We start from the raw sequence: 13,563 nt of genomic DNA on the forward strand, positions 1-13,563 counted from the left end.
AAAAAAAATCCCCATCCAGCCAATGGATAAGGACAACAAAAAACAGGTATGCAAAGCAGCACGGCTTATTGAGGTATAAATGCTACCACATTCTATCCGCCCGTTGCAAAAACGAAACATGTTGCAAAAACGAAACACATTTTAAAAACAAAACAAACATTCCTCCTGGAGAACCCCGCCAAAGGTCGAAGCCACACTCAGGCCACTCATTTTTTTCTGATCCCGTATTTTGCAGCCTTACGCACTACGGAAGCCGCACTTATCCGTAAGTATTCTGCCATATCACGGGTAGTGGCAAAATTATCATAGGCCATTCGTATCAACTGCTTTTCCACTGACTCCAGAGCGTCCTTAAGGGGCATCAGGCCTTTTACGGCAATATCGGCGGACGCAGCCCCACAAGGTTCAGAGAAGCAACAGGGCAGATCTTTTGCTGTAATCAGATCGTCCGGTGCAATCACAACCAGTCTCTCAATAAGATTCTGGAGTTCCCGAATATTACCGGGCCAGGAATAACGCTCAAAATGATCCAGCACATCCGGAGAAAGTCGCTTCTGCGTTCCATAGTTTTTATTGAAAAAACGCAAAAAATGGGCCGCCAGAAACTGTATGTCATCGGGTCTTTCCTGCAGGGCTGGAATGTGCAGAGGAAAAACATTGATTCTGTAATAAAGATCTTCCCGAAAACTTTTTTCCGCAACCATGGCTTCCAGATTTTTATTGGTGGCAGCGATAATGCGCACATCGACTGGACTGGATTTTCGGCCCCCTATGCGCATCAGCTCCCTGCTCTGCAGAATCCTCAAAAGTTTTGCCTGCAGGTCATAGGGCAGCTCACCAATCTCATCCAGAAAAAGGGTTCCTCCCTCAGCCATGGAAAAATATCCGGCCCTCCCGCCTTTCCGTGCTCCCGTAAAAGCTCCTTCTTCATATCCGAAGAATTCTGACTCCATGAGATCTTTGGGTATGGCCCCACAGTTTACCTTAATGCAGGGTCTGTCTGCCCTTTCACTATGCTTATGAATGATATCGGCAACCATTTCCTTGCCCGTTCCCGACTCACCGGTTATGAGCACCGTTGCGTTGATGCCCGCAAATCGCATGGCCATTTCCACCACTTTTTCCATTTCATCTGAACCGATGACCATGCCCTCCACATTTCTCACCCTTTTTACACGCAGATTCTGCAGCTCTTTCATGTATTGTTCTGAAATTCTACGGGTTTCCTCAAGGCGAAGCTGGAGAGAGTACAATTCCGTGATATCTCTCACGCTGGTCACAACGCGAAAAACACTTCCATCATCATTAAAAATGGGATTACCCGTTGCGAGCAGAGATTTTCCCGTACTTGTTTTCTGAACTATGCTCACGGGTGTACTGTTTTCCAAAACTTTCAGAGTCACAGACTCTGAGTAGATACCTTCTTTGACCAGATCTCTCATATTTCTACCATAGAAATCGGAAGTATCCAGTTCCGTTATTTCCCGGTAAGCCCTGTTGATTCTGAGAACATTGGCCTCACCGTCACAAACGTAAATCCCATCCGAAGAAGACTCGATAATTGCATGCAGTTCCCTGTTCAACTCCTTTGCCGACGCCAGTTCACCAGCCACTGGCTCCGGACGAAGAATTTCCTTAAACCGAATCAAAAAACCCAGAATACGCCCCTCGTGCTCTATGGCGCAACGCATCGAAATATAAGATCTTTCACCTACATCTATTTTGTGTGTACAACCCTTGTCCCCGGCGGAACAATCTCCAGAGATATCGGCTTGATTCAGGAAAACTGACAGCTTCTGTCCAAGCAGGATTTGACTTTCTGTTTTGAGAGCTGTTGTTACAGATCTGCTGACAAATCGAATGGTCAGGTCTGGATCCGTGACAATCACCATACTGCCCGAAGCATTTACTATGGCATCCATAAGTCCAAACGGAGAAGTACCACCCGAAATATCATGGGGTGAGCCATCACCGTTTTTCAACCCCTTGTTCCATGTAATGATTTTTCCAATCTCTGTATCAAAAGAAATGTCATACCGGATGGCCCGCACTATATCTTCTCTGGAAAAAAAACCTGAAAGACTTTGGGCTTCATCCACAACAGGAGCCATTTCTATTCCATGGGCATGGAGGAAAACCGCTGCCGCTTTCAGGGTCTCTGTATCACTTAAAGCACGGGCCTCATACCTTAACACCGTTTCGATACCCATTTCTTCCCCCTCTGTCTGAAAACGATCTTGTCGGAATCCATTTTTCCGTCAATCGTCATGAATCGGAGTTGCCCCGAGGTACCGATGGTCGAAATCATGTTGATACCGAAGCGAGCCCCTGTTTTTTCAACGATTGGAATGACTCCTGTGGGCCCCCTGGTCGTCCCGCTGTGGTAGTCTGATCTTATGGCTGATTCATCGGCAAAAAAGATTTTTACTTTCTCTTTTTCAGCCTGAAAATTAACGGGCAGACCTAGAATCGGTTTCGTGTTGAAAGCCTCAAGTCCGTATTTACGGTATTTGGCTATCCATTGGTTCATGGCCAATACCCATTAAAAAACACTGCCGAATGGAAGTTTACAGACAACCTAACAGTATCATCCATTTTGCCGGAAGCAACAAATTCTTTAACGATGGAAGCTTCCCAGATGAAGCCCTGACACAAAAATATGCATCCACGGTGTAAATTAATTTGACAAGCCAGTCGATGCCCTTGGGTTTCCACTGGACGTTATTCTCACTGGAGGCCGCAGACATCACCCAAGCCTATGTCCTTGTTGAGGGTGTGCAGGCCAGATATGCGCTGATGGACAAGACCTATGATTCCGATAAGCTGATTGAATAATTGAAATCTCAAGGAATCATCCCGGTAATTCCAACCAAATATCATCGGAAAGAGCCGCGTGAAAATGACAAGCATATTTACAGGGGACGACACCTGATTGAATGTTTTATTGGTAAATCAAACAATTCCGCCGTATTTTCTCACGACTTGATACATGGGCAAAAAATTACAAGTCTTTCTTTGCATTTTGCAGCAGCTTTGATATGGCTACGCTAAATGTCAACAGAGCCTAGAAGGTGAGCCTAGGCACGCTGCCTTTGTGGCGGCTCAGACAGTTTGCCGCTTTTATTTGCACTCCGGCACTCAAGCTTGCAAAAACCCATTGTTTGCATTGCAGGCTTTGGGTTTATGGCTTGAGTGCCGGAATCCGAAACGATTGCAATGTCACTCACAAACAGCCCGATCGTCTTTTGCAGGAACGAGGATTAAGATAAAATGTGGTGGAATAATTAATCTGAAAGATCAATACGATACCTTATTCCCCAGCCTTTCCCAGAGGAAAGAGTGCGGCAATACCTTCCTTTGTGGCAGGACATACGCCCTTTTCCGTAATCAGTCCCGTCACCAGACGGGCAGGTGTCACATCAAAGGCAAAATCCATGGCCGGGCTGTTTTCCGGTGGCACCAGCACCCTCCTTGTTTCCCCGGCATCATCCTTTCCCTGCACATAGCGCACTTCATCGGGATTCCTTGTTTCTATGGGAATCTCCCTTCCCTTTTCCAGTGTCCAGTCTATGGTGGAGGAGGGCAGGGCCACGTAAAAGGGAACGCCGTTGTCCTTTGCCGCCAGAGCCTTCAGGTAGGTGCCGATCTTGTTGGCCACATCCCCTGTGTATGTGGTGCGGTCCGTTCCCACAATCACCATGTCCACCATCCCCTGCTGCATGAGGTGGCCACCTGTGTTATCCGCAATGATGGTGTGCTCAACGCCCGCCTGCCCCAGCTCCCATGCCGTAAGCCGTGAGCCCTGATTGAGGGGGCGGGTTTCATCCACCCACACATGCACGGCAATCCCTTCCCTGTGGGCTGCGTAGACAGGAGCCGTAGCTGTGCCGTACTCCACGCAGGCCAGCCATCCGGCATTGCAGTGGGTGAGGATGTTTACGGGTTTTCCATTTTTTTCTTCAGCAATTTTCCGGATCAGGGGAAGGCCGTATTCACCGATGAACCTGCACCGCTCAGCTTCGGCATCGGTGATGGTGGCAGCCGCTGCATACATTGCGGAAATCCGTGTTTCATCTTCTGGGAGATGCCGTACCCTTTCCATGAGAAGATCCGCAGCCCAGGCCAGATTCACCGCCGTTGGACGGGCTGCCTTGATTTTTTCGCAGGATTCTTCCATCCATTCGTTGCTTATCCTTCCACCGGGAGCCGTGCATGCGGCAAGGTACATGCCCCAGGCCGCAGAAGCACCAATGAGGGGGGCTCCCCGAACGGTGAGGGTATAAATGGCCTCTATGGCATCTTCAACGCTGTGGAGGTCCAGAATTTTTAAGGTATGGGGAAGAAGACGCTGATCAATTACCTGAACCACACCCGCCTTTTCAGGATGGGGCCAGATTGGACGTGTAAGGGCTTGCATTCATTTTCCTTGTCTGAATGTTGAGGCAAGGATGCGGACATGATCGGAAAAAAAACCGTCCACACCCATGGCGAGCAGTTCTTCTGCCCGTTTCTTATCGTTCACCGTGTAGGGATATACAGAAAAGCCTTCGGATTTCATACGCTGTACCGCTTTTTTTTCCAGGGTTCTGTGGTCTGGATGCCAGGAAAAGGCCTCTGTTTTTATGCAGAGTTCCAGTATTTCCTCATCCTTCTGCCACTTCTGGCTGAGCACCCCGATAAGGGGCGGGCGGGGCAGCCGTGACAGGTGCTGAAGAAAAAGATGGTTAAAACTGGATACAATCAGGCGGCCTTTCAGGGGAGCGCAGGCGGAAATAAGGGAGGCCACCATTTTTGCCATGTGCCGGGAATCCGGAACCGCCTCGGGCTTGACCTCCACATTGAGCCAGCACCCTTCCGGAACCGTAGCCACCACTTCCCGGAGAAAGGGAATGGAAATGCCTGTAAATTTTTCCGAAAACCATGAGCCCGCATCCAGCGTTCTGAGCACCTCCGCATCATGGTCTTTCAGCAGGCCCTTTCCGTTGCTGCAGCGATCCAGGGTGGTGTCATGGTGTACCATAAGGCGGCCGTCCCGGCTCCACTGCACATCCAGTTCCGCCATCCGGGCACCTGCCTGCCATGCCGCCTGAAAAGCCGGAAGGGTGTTTTCAGGAAATACAGCCCTGTAACCCCTGTGGGCGATGACAAGGGGGGAATCGGGAATGGGTACTGCCGATGAATGAAACGAAGACACAGCTCACCTCCCTGTTGGACAATTATTCGGAGCAGGGCCTTTATAAAGGGAATCCTTGCAAAGGCCTTGTTTCTGGACCATGAACTTCCCATCTTCTTTTTTTATAGCATAGTCTTATGCTGCCTGTGCTGCAAAAAATTTACAGACAGAGCATTCTTTTCGTGAAGAACCGGTCTTGCCAGCGGTTGAATTGTCTGTTCATTGACACGGACTAAAATGTATATATACTAAATTTGATATGTGGAATATATTCGAACATAAAAGTGTTGATAAGTGCTTGGCTTCAGCGCCAGTTGAAGTTCTTCAACGTTATGAAAAATGGAAAGATATTGTCAGGATTTCTGGCCCTCAGGGATTGAGGCTTATCCGGGGATTTCATGATGAGGCCTTAAACGGTAACTGGAAGGGTTTCCGGTCTTCCCGTTTGAATATCAAGTACAGGGTGATCTATAAGGTGGAGAAGGACCACTTGCTGGTACAGGTAGAACGGGTAACGCCCCATGATTATCGGAGGTAAAAAATGAGTGAATATCGAAAAGCTGTCAAAAAAATGGATGTATCGGCCGGAGACTCTGTCCGTATCTTGCGGGAGCTGCAGGAAATGAGCCAGAATGATCTGGCAGCGGCTACCGGAATTGCCCAGTCAACCATATCTGCCATCGAAAATAACCGCGTTCGCCTCGGTGTTGAGCGGGCGAAGGTTTTGGCAAGGGCATTGCGGTGTCATCCTGCCGTACTTGTTTTTCCCGGTTGGGATCTTGAAGAAGAAACCGCCGCATAGGAGGAACCAGAAAATTTCTGTATGCGTCTCCGGAGCAAGCCCCGGCCCTTGGCATCCGCCGTGCCTGTAATTTCTGCAGTAAAGAAAGGCGTTGCTATCTGAGCGAGGCCAAGGGAAAGGGCCTGCAGAACCTGCCTTGCTATAGAGAAAAACGCCCGATCAGCACCTGCAGGCCTTCGGCCATATCGGAAACTTCTTTGGCTCTGGCGTTCACATCCGAGCTGACCGTATGCATGCTTCTGCTGATTTCATCCACACCTTCAATATCTTCCCGTATGCTCTGGACAAAGCCGTTCATGCCCGCCATGTTTCTGTTGACCTCTTCTATCCCCTCTGCGGCCTGAAGAACATTGGCGGATATTTCCTGTGTTGCTGCGGACTGTTCCTCCACGGCCGTGGCAATGATGCTGACCACATCACTGGTGGCCTGTATGGCCCTTGCAACTTCCTTCACCTCTCCCGTGGCCTCATTGATGCAATGTTGCTGATGGTCTGGCTCATTTCTCCTGCGGCACGGGCCACAGCTCCAGCCCTCCGGGCCGATGTTCTGGAGTCTTCGGACATTTTATCTGAAATATCAAGAAGGCATCCCCCCTGGCCCATGGTGACTGTCATGGAAATCCTCATTCCTTTGCCTCGAACCCCGGACAGGACCTGAACCCGGTGCTTCAGATTCCGCAGCCTTCTTTTTTCTGTACCCCATGTCTATTTTATGAAAAAAACTGTACCCATAAAAAATGCAAACAACTGTATCTGTTTTTTTTCTGCCAAAGGCATAGGGTGGGGCTATGAAAAGGGAAACGCAGGACAAAAAATACCGTTACGAAGAAGTGCAGCACCGCATGATGCGAATGGTGGCAAGGGCCGTTTACCGCCCCGGAGAGCGGGTGCCTTCCATACGGGAGCTGAGCCGAAGCATGGGTGTCAGTCTGAATACGGTGAAGCAGGCCTACCTGCTTCTGGAAGACCAGCGCATCATTGAATCCCGGCCCCAGTCCGGATACTATGTCCGGCCACGGGGCTTTGACCTTCCCCGGCAACCCGCCTTTTCCGGGTCAGAACTCTCACCGGCGCTGGTGCCTTCGGCCCGCATATGCTCCCAGATCCTCAGCCACGCAGGAGATCCCGGCATGGTGCCCTTTGGTGCTGCCATTCCTGCAGAAGAGTGCATTCCCTCGGCAAAGCTTTCCGCAATCATGTCCGGTCAGTGCCGGCGGCTGCTCCATGAAAGCACGGCCTATGCCATGCCTCCGGGCCATGCCCGCCTGCGGGTTCAGATTGCCCGCAGGCTGACCCTTGCAGGATGTGACATGGACCCCGATGAAATCCTCATAACATCCGGAGCCTGTGAAGCTGTTTTCCTTGCCCTGAGAATTCTCTGCCGTCCGGGGGATACACTGGCCATCGGCTCTCCGGTCTATTTCAATTTTCTGGATATGTTCCGGGAGCTTTCCTTAAAAATCCTTGAAATTCCCTCTTCTCCTGAAACGGGCATCTGCCTTGATACCCTTGAAAAGACACTGGTCAGCCAGAAACCTTCTGCCTGCCTTGTGATATCCAACTTCAACAATCCTCTGGGCGTCAGTCTTTCCGATGAAAAAAAAGAAAAAATGGTGCGTATCCTTGCCCGCCACGGAGTTCCCCTGGTGGAGGACGACATCAACGGGGATCTGTCCTTCAGCAATGTCCGGCCATCGGTGGCAAGGGCCTGGGACAAAAAGGGCGAGGTCCTGCTCTGCGGCTCCTTTTCCAAAACCCTGGCTCCGGGCTACAGGGTTGGATGGCTGGCTGCCGGACGTTTCCGGGAGCAGGCCTTCCGGCTCAAAATGATGGTATCCCTGGCCTCGGCCAGCCCCACCCAGCTTGCCGTGGCAGAATTTCTTCACTCCGGAGGCTATGAGCATCACCTCCGCCATATCCGCAGAATTTATGCAAAAAAAACAGCGGCCATGGCCGATGCCATCCACCGCCATTTTCCTGCAGAAACCCGTATCACGAAGCCCGAAGGAGGATTCACCCTCTGGGTGGAAATGCCGGAATCCCTTGATTCCATTCTGCTTTATGAAAAAGCCATGGCTGAAGGTATCAGCATTGCGCCCGGCTTCCTTTTTTCCACCACCCCCCATTTCCGCCACTATGTGCGCCTCAATGCGGCGGCATGGTCGGACCGGAACGCATGGGCCGTGGAAACCCTCGGAAAGATGGCCCGTACCCTGATGGACAGTTCCTGAAGAAGTTTCCGGCAAAAAGCCCTTTTAATACGGATATCATACACGGCACCTTTGCTGACGGATTTTCCGTCAGATTCTCACAGGGAGTATCATCCATGCGCAATCTTCTTTTTTACACCTTCACGGTTCTCATCTGGGGCTCCACCTGGATCGCCATCACCTTTCAGCTGGGAGATATGGACCCCATGGCTTCCGTGGCCCTGCGCTTCTGTCTGGCATCTTTTCTTCTGCTGATTTTCTGCTTTATTACCCGGATCAGGATGCGTTTTTCACCAAAAGAGCATATGGCCATGGCCCTGCAGGGCTTCTTTCTCTTTGGCCTGAACTACTGGTTCATCTACCTTTCTGAACTCCACATCACCAGTGGTCTGGCTGCGGTTCTTTTTTCCACCATTGTGCTCATGAATGTTATCAATGCCGCCCTTTTCCTTGGCAACAGAATCCGGATGGAAGCCATCTGGGCTGCGGTTCTGGGACTGACGGGCATTGTTCTTGTCTTCCGGCCGGAGCTTGAGGGATTTCACCTTTCCGACAGCGGGCTCAAGGGGGCCTTGTTCTGTCTGGCCGGGACATGGCTGGCTTCCATAGGCAACATCCTTTCCGCCAGAAATCAGAAAAAAAGCCTGCCCATCATCCAGACCAATGCCTTTGGCATGGGCTATGGTGGTATCGTTATGGTTGTTTTCTCCATCGCCCTTGGAAAGAGCCTGATCCCTCCCTTTACCTTCAGCTATATGGGTTCCCTCTTTTACCTTGCCGTCTTCGGCTCCATTCTGGCCTTCGGCTGTTACCTCAGCCTTGTGGGCAGCATCGGACCAGAAAAGGCAGCCTACGCCACCCTTCTTTTTCCCATTGTGGCCCTTGGTTTTTCAACATTTTTAGAAGATTATCAGTGGAGTCTTTCCGCAGCAAGCGGTGTGGGACTGATCCTTGCGGGCAATTTCCTCATGATGAGAAAAAAGAAAAATCCTGAGAAAGAAAGTAAGATCCTTCTGCTTCCTGAGGCGGATACGGCTCCCGTGGAAAAACAGGCGGCATGAAACTGAAGAAAATCCATTCCATACAAATTCTGTCATTGTTCAGCACAATTTTTTCCTAAATTCAGAGGCTTTAATTTCACGGAATCAGATCTGTTGCAAGGCACACTGGCTATTTGCAAGTGACGTTTCGGATTCCGGCACTCAAGATCCATAGGCACTTTTGCTCCCGTAAAGGGCTTGGGTTTTTCAGCTTGCGTGCCGGATTGTGTCACAATCAAATGGCTCGGTTGTCTATGCATCTGATTGAAGGTAAAGGATAAAAAAGGGCGCTTTTTCCGATCCTTTTTTCAGATGTTTTTCTTAAAGATCAATACGATACCTTATTCTCCAGCCTTTCCCAGAGGAAAGAGTGCGGCAATCCCTTCCCTGCGGGCTGCGTAGACAGGAGCCGTGCATGTGGCAATGAAACGAAGACACAGCTCACCTCGCTGTTGGACAATTATTCGGAGCAGGGCTTTTATAAAGGGAATCCTTGCAAAGGCCTTGTTGCTGGACCATGAACTTCCCATCTTCTTATTTTAATAGAACAATCCTGAAATCATGGCGTATTTTTTGATAGGCTATGGGGTGTATTTTAGTCAGATAACCGCGCTGGCTGGTCAGTACCCACAATGAAATCCTGTTAAAAAATCCGATAAAACCGGGCCGCCATGTTACGGGCTTCCCGGCTCTATATTTACGGACGGGCCTTCCACCCATTGTCATGTCAGGGGTTTTCAGGCGGGTTTCAGCGGGATGCAGATGTCCACAACCCATTTACCTTCGGGGTGTTCTTCGGAGTTGTTGTGGTAGCGTTCAAAGCAGGGACTGTCGTCACAGGCGTATCCCTTTTCCATGAACCATCTGAAGGCCTCATCCCAGGCTTTGGGAAAATCAGCGTCTGAAACTTCAAAATGACAGACAGCATAGGGGCCACCGCGAAGTTTCTGTACGCTCACACCCTCTTCGGCTTCTGTTCCTTCGGGCAAAGTAATGCAGGCATCCATGCGGCATTTTTCAGGAGGAGTGACTTCGGGATTGTCCCAGTACACACCCAAAACCGTTTCTGAACCAGGGTAGCCCTTCGGACCTGCCCATGCCATGAGTTCGCCAAAGGCTTTTTCACAGGTTTCATGGCCGTAGGCACCGAGTTTGCGGATATAGGCCACCCTGTATGCGGGGATTTGCTGTATGCTTCCTTCCATATTTAACTCCCTTCTTTTTTTAAGATTTTGAAAAAATGGACTGCTTGGGAGCACCATGCCCGCAGAATAGGCGAATTCCGGATGAAAGACGTTTCCCGCTTTGCTGCCAGTGTTTCCTGTCTTGCTTTTTCTGTAGTCCGTGGGACTCATGGAAAAAAACTGACGAAAGGCTTTGGCAAAATTCTGGGAACTGGAAAAACCGCAGTCCATAGCAATGGTCGTGATGCTTTCACCGGGTTTTTGCAAAAGCTGGTTTGCTGCCCGCTCCAGACGTAAGCGCCGGGTGAAGGCAGCCACGCTTTCTCCCGTGAGGGTGGTAAAGATCCGGTGAAAATGGAAGGGAGAAAAAGCTGCAGATTTTGCGATTTCATCCAGTGAAAGCTCACGGCCCAGATGTCGGTTGATATAGTTCATGGCTTCGCAGATACGTTTTCGGTAATCCATCAGTGTTACCGGAGCTGTGGAAAGGGAGGATTTTTGTTCCATGGACTGATCCTTAAAGGGGGCTGGTATGGAGGTCATTCCTGTGATAGTGCCGCATGGCGTTGCCTGAATGCCAAGCTGCCCGAAACATCAATATTTTTCAAGTCTGCACAGGCCCTTTACGAACGGGGGCTTTGCCTCTCCGTTGCACTGAAGGTCGTACAGCCTGAGGTGAAAGACCTGTTTTAATAAAAAAAATCAACATATTCCTGGGACACCAGCTTTTTTCGGTTTTTCAGAGTTGGCAAAAAAGACCATATTTTGAAGAAGCCAGATACTGCCAACAAACACTATTGGCAAATTTCCACCATCAAATGCAAATTTTGCATATAAAGTCAGGATGAATATGATGAGCAGAGCTGTTTTCATGAATGAAAAGGTTTTGTAAGCAGCTTTGTATATTGTAATCTGTTCTGCCTCGTCGCAGCTTTCTATCCAGTTTCGGTTGAAATCAAAAGACATCGGGTCTCCCTTTTTTACAGGATCCTGTTTCTGAATGAGAAAGATGGCACCCAGTTCCATCAGTGCGAAGACCGGGCAGGTCAGTATAAAGAGAACAATCGACTGCTGAATCATTGGGTTCAAAGGGTCAACAGATAAACCAAAGAGGATAAAATTAAGTATAAATCCAAATGTTGTTAGCAAGAGTGCACCCGCTGAGTACCTGTGAAAGAACATCTCAAAGGCTTCCCCTTCTTCATCTGTATGCGCAGAGTAGTTTTTGAGCAGGTTCCGGGCTTTGAACAGCATGTACAGCGCTGAACTGCCCAGCAGGAGTGGACAGGCAATCTGGAACCAAAATACATGGCCCAGAAATCCCTGTCGTAATCCGTCCAGAGAAGCCATAACCGGACTTTCTATGAAACGCAGCAATCCCAGCATGGCAGCCATACCCAGTGCAGCCCCAAAAATCATAGCTGTGGCCAGTTTCCCAATTGCACCTGTCATTTTACTGCTTTTCATTATCGTCCTCCCTGTACTGAAATATGTCCTCTACATTTGATTCGCATATGCTGGCAATTTTTAGTGCCAGACTTACCGACGGAGAATAATCGCCACGTTCGATCAGGCTGATGGTCTGACGGGATACTCCGACTGCTTTTCCAAATTCAGCCTGGTTCATGCCAAGTCTGGCCCTGAATACTTTCAGGCTGTTGTATAAAGGCATTGTGTTCCTCCTTAAGAGATCTATGACAACTAAATTATGCCAAATGACAACTTTAATTGTCATCTGTTTTTACATGCCTGGCTGTTTTTTTGTCAAGTCTAAAGTAACCAGCCTTGCCAATGGTTTAAAAAAAAGAAGCCGTTAAAAGATAAAATAGCGGAGTTAACATGAATTACATCACAAAAAGGCTCACTTAACCCAGGCAACCATATCAAACCAAACGGAATAGGAAACACTGTTCATTTAGACCAAGCATGACTCCGTTTTTTTAACACTATGATAATTTAATGGACATGCTGAAGAAGATTTCTGTTTTCAATGAGATGGGTGAGTCATATGGAATGAATAAAAACAGACTGTTGGAATACTTTTGAGATGGCCTCTATTTTGCAAATACTGCTCCTGTATTTCAGTCCCTGAGAGTCTGTTGGAATTGGATCAGAAAAAAAGGAGTTGTAAAATGCTGATATCATGTGACGGGTGTGGAAAAAAATACACTGTGGATGACAGCAGAATCCCTCGGAATGCTGTCCGATTGCGATGTCCTTATTGTGAAGCTTCCGTGCCTTTACCGCCATCGCCCTTGCCGGAAAAAAAACAAGCAGAATCTGACCTTGTCCGAAGTCACGCAAAAAATGAAGCTGCGCCCGGCCAGCCTGTTTTAAATAAAAGGATTTTTTTCAGCAGGAGTCTTGTCTTTCACTTATACTTACCTTTTATCCTTGTTGTTATTGTTGTTACATCATGTATCGCATACTCGTATTTCCGCTCCGTACCTCTGCTCATAGAGGACCAGATCAATCAGCGGGCCTTTGTCCTCTCAAGAACCCTGAGTTCTGCCATATCTCAACCCCTCGTGCTGCGGAACTATCTGGCTGTCAATCAGTCTGCCGCACTTTATGCTGAACTGCCCGGAGTGGCATATGTTTCGGTACAAGACAGGAATGGCAGCCTTGTGACCGGCCTTTTCGGCAGTCTGGACCGTTTTGATCAGGATTTTGCAAGGACTGTCCTTGCAAACGGCTTCCCTCCGGAAATTATCCATATTAATCCCATGCCTGAAAACGAAACCGTATCTGCCCGCAACATTCATATCGGTGGTCGCAAAATACACGATATTGGCGTTACAGTCCGGGGAAATTCAGGTGCGGTGCATGTAGGCCTGTTCATGGATGATATTGACGGGGCAGTTATGCGCAGCCTCAGGCCTTTAATGGCAGCCATTGTATTTGTTTTTATAGCAGGAGTTGCAGCCCTGTGGTGGATCAGCAATGGTGTTTTAAGGCCTCTGAGAAAACTGACCCGAACCACAGAAGCCATAGCCCTTGGTGACTTTGACAGACCTGTCCAGGTTCATGGACAGGGGGAGATTATGGATCTGGCCCTTGCCGTTGAGTCCATGCGCACCGCGATCCAGTCTGCCATTACCCGGTTGAAAAATCGTCAGGGAGTCAGCCGGTAAGTCCTTAACAGATTTTTTCG

At 49.1% G+C, this 13,563-nt stretch carries 15 protein-coding genes and 2 pseudogenes; 7 read left to right on the forward strand and 10 right to left on the reverse strand.

Translation table 11 applies throughout. The annotated features are described in order from the left end of the window. Positions 1 to 206 precede the first annotated feature (206 nt). Positions 207 to 2,210, reverse strand: coding sequence for a sigma 54-interacting transcriptional regulator (locus LZ24_RS03755; RefSeq protein ID WP_144682499.1), 2,004 nt, complete (start codon positions 2,208 to 2,210; stop codon positions 207 to 209). A 44-nt stretch (positions 2,211 to 2,254) separates the two neighbouring features. Then, a pseudogene (locus tag LZ24_RS18025) lies at positions 2,255 to 2,422 on the reverse strand (IS630 family transposase); the annotation flags it as partial. Positions 2,423 to 2,682: 260 nt separating this feature from the next. Between LZ24_RS18025 and LZ24_RS17120 the strand changes: the two are divergent. Then, the gene (locus tag LZ24_RS17120; protein ID WP_186442910.1) at positions 2,683 to 2,835 is read left to right on the forward strand and encodes a hypothetical protein; all 153 of its coding nucleotides are present in this window, start codon (positions 2,683 to 2,685) and stop codon (positions 2,833 to 2,835) included. A 475-nt stretch (positions 2,836 to 3,310) separates the two neighbouring features. Here the strand turns inward: LZ24_RS17120 and mtnA are convergent, their stop codons facing one another. Next, positions 3,311 to 4,417: an S-methyl-5-thioribose-1-phosphate isomerase gene (mtnA, locus tag LZ24_RS03765; RefSeq protein WP_144682504.1), complete on the reverse strand. Its 1,107-nt coding sequence runs from the start codon at positions 4,415 to 4,417 to the stop codon at positions 3,311 to 3,313. Then, complete coding sequence (locus LZ24_RS03770; protein ID WP_144682506.1) at positions 4,418 to 5,194, reverse strand: glycerophosphodiester phosphodiesterase; 777 nt, start codon at positions 5,192 to 5,194, stop codon at positions 4,418 to 4,420. It lies immediately after the preceding gene. Positions 5,195 to 5,432: 238 nt separating this feature from the next. On the opposite strand from LZ24_RS03770, the gene LZ24_RS03775 reads away from it, so the two are divergent. After that, on the forward strand, positions 5,433 to 5,711 hold the full coding sequence (locus LZ24_RS03775; protein ID WP_144682508.1) for a type II toxin-antitoxin system RelE/ParE family toxin: 279 nt from the start codon (positions 5,433 to 5,435) through the stop codon (positions 5,709 to 5,711). Positions 5,712 to 5,714: 3 nt separating this feature from the next. After that, complete coding sequence (locus tag LZ24_RS03780; protein WP_144682510.1) at positions 5,715 to 5,975, forward strand: helix-turn-helix transcriptional regulator; 261 nt, start codon at positions 5,715 to 5,717, stop codon at positions 5,973 to 5,975. Between the two features lie 139 nt (positions 5,976 to 6,114). Here the strand turns inward: LZ24_RS03780 and LZ24_RS03785 are convergent, their stop codons facing one another. Then, positions 6,115 to 6,429 carry a methyl-accepting chemotaxis domain-containing protein gene (locus LZ24_RS03785; protein ID WP_144682512.1) on the reverse strand — a complete coding sequence of 105 codons (315 nt, stop codon included), beginning with the start codon at positions 6,427 to 6,429 and terminating at the stop codon, positions 6,115 to 6,117. Next, positions 6,426 to 6,590: a hypothetical protein gene (locus LZ24_RS17125; protein ID WP_186442911.1), complete on the reverse strand. Its 165-nt coding sequence runs from the start codon at positions 6,588 to 6,590 to the stop codon at positions 6,426 to 6,428. Before LZ24_RS17125 ends, LZ24_RS03785 begins: the two co-directional genes overlap by 4 nt. Before the next feature lie 173 nt (positions 6,591 to 6,763). Between LZ24_RS17125 and LZ24_RS03790 the strand changes: the two genes are divergently transcribed. Next, entirely contained in the window at positions 6,764 to 8,206 is a 1,443-nt protein-coding gene (locus tag LZ24_RS03790; RefSeq protein ID WP_144682514.1) for an aminotransferase-like domain-containing protein, read from the forward strand. Between the two features lie 95 nt (positions 8,207 to 8,301). Next, positions 8,302 to 9,246 (forward strand): DMT family transporter, encoded by a 945-nt coding sequence (locus tag LZ24_RS03795; protein WP_144682516.1) that lies wholly within the window; start codon positions 8,302 to 8,304, stop codon positions 9,244 to 9,246. 320 nt (positions 9,247 to 9,566) lie between these two features. Here LZ24_RS03795 and LZ24_RS03800 read toward each other — a convergent pair whose 3' ends face one another. From LZ24_RS03800 to LZ24_RS03815, 4 genes are all read right to left on the reverse strand, one after another. Beyond that, positions 9,567 to 9,755 (reverse strand): hypothetical protein, encoded by a 189-nt coding sequence (locus LZ24_RS03800; RefSeq protein WP_144682518.1) that lies wholly within the window; start codon positions 9,753 to 9,755, stop codon positions 9,567 to 9,569. A gap of 207 nt (positions 9,756 to 9,962) precedes the next feature. Next, positions 9,963 to 10,916 (reverse strand): AraC family transcriptional regulator, encoded by a 954-nt coding sequence (locus LZ24_RS03805; protein WP_186442912.1) that lies wholly within the window; start codon positions 10,914 to 10,916, stop codon positions 9,963 to 9,965. 195 nt (positions 10,917 to 11,111) lie between these two features. Further along, positions 11,112 to 11,876: a DUF3169 family protein gene (locus LZ24_RS03810; RefSeq protein WP_144682522.1), complete on the reverse strand. Its 765-nt coding sequence runs from the start codon at positions 11,874 to 11,876 to the stop codon at positions 11,112 to 11,114. Further along, the gene (locus LZ24_RS03815) at positions 11,863 to 12,081 is read right to left on the reverse strand and encodes a helix-turn-helix transcriptional regulator (RefSeq protein ID WP_144682524.1); all 219 of its coding nucleotides are present in this window, start codon (positions 12,079 to 12,081) and stop codon (positions 11,863 to 11,865) included. Before LZ24_RS03815 ends, LZ24_RS03810 begins: the two co-directional genes overlap by 14 nt. A gap of 460 nt (positions 12,082 to 12,541) precedes the next feature. Between LZ24_RS03815 and LZ24_RS18030 the strand changes: the two are divergent. Both LZ24_RS18030 and LZ24_RS17790 read left to right on the forward strand, forming a co-directional pair. Beyond that, positions 12,542 to 12,628: pseudogene (locus tag LZ24_RS18030) on the forward strand (zinc-ribbon domain-containing protein); the annotation flags it as partial. Positions 12,629 to 13,036: 408 nt separating this feature from the next. Next, entirely contained in the window at positions 13,037 to 13,543 is a 507-nt protein-coding gene (locus LZ24_RS17790) for a HAMP domain-containing protein (RefSeq protein ID WP_246118509.1), read from the forward strand. Positions 13,544 to 13,563 lie beyond the last annotated feature (20 nt).

Source organism: Desulfobotulus alkaliphilus (assembly GCF_007830435.1).
GTDB lineage: Bacteria > Desulfobacterota > Desulfobacteria > Desulfobacterales > ASO4-4 > Desulfobotulus > Desulfobotulus alkaliphilus.

Bases quoted from the DNA above. Each gene is read 5' to 3' on its own strand.
- LZ24_RS17125 (WP_186442911.1), bottom strand. From the start codon at position 6,590: ATGACAGTCACCATGGGCCAGGGGGGATGCCTTCTTGATATTTCAGAT.
- LZ24_RS03780 (WP_144682510.1), top strand. From the start codon at position 5,715: ATGAGTGAATATCGAAAAGCTGTCAAAAAAATGGATGTATCGGCCGGA.
- LZ24_RS03805 (WP_186442912.1), bottom strand. From the start codon at position 10,916: ATGGAACAAAAATCCTCCCTTTCCACAGCTCCGGTAACACTGATGGAT.
- LZ24_RS03795 (WP_144682516.1), top strand. From the start codon at position 8,302: ATGCGCAATCTTCTTTTTTACACCTTCACGGTTCTCATCTGGGGCTCC.
- LZ24_RS03810 (WP_144682522.1), bottom strand. From the start codon at position 11,876: ATGAAAAGCAGTAAAATGACAGGTGCAATTGGGAAACTGGCCACAGCT.
- LZ24_RS03800 (WP_144682518.1), bottom strand. From the start codon at position 9,755: ATGGGAAGTTCATGGTCCAGCAACAAGGCCTTTGCAAGGATTCCCTTT.
- LZ24_RS03775 (WP_144682508.1), top strand. From the start codon at position 5,433: ATGTGGAATATATTCGAACATAAAAGTGTTGATAAGTGCTTGGCTTCA.
- LZ24_RS03790 (WP_144682514.1), top strand. From the start codon at position 6,764: ATGAAAAGGGAAACGCAGGACAAAAAATACCGTTACGAAGAAGTGCAG.
- LZ24_RS03755 (WP_144682499.1), bottom strand. From the start codon at position 2,210: ATGGGTATCGAAACGGTGTTAAGGTATGAGGCCCGTGCTTTAAGTGAT.
- LZ24_RS03815 (WP_144682524.1), bottom strand. From the start codon at position 12,081: ATGCCTTTATACAACAGCCTGAAAGTATTCAGGGCCAGACTTGGCATG.
- mtnA (WP_144682504.1), bottom strand. From the start codon at position 4,417: ATGCAAGCCCTTACACGTCCAATCTGGCCCCATCCTGAAAAGGCGGGT.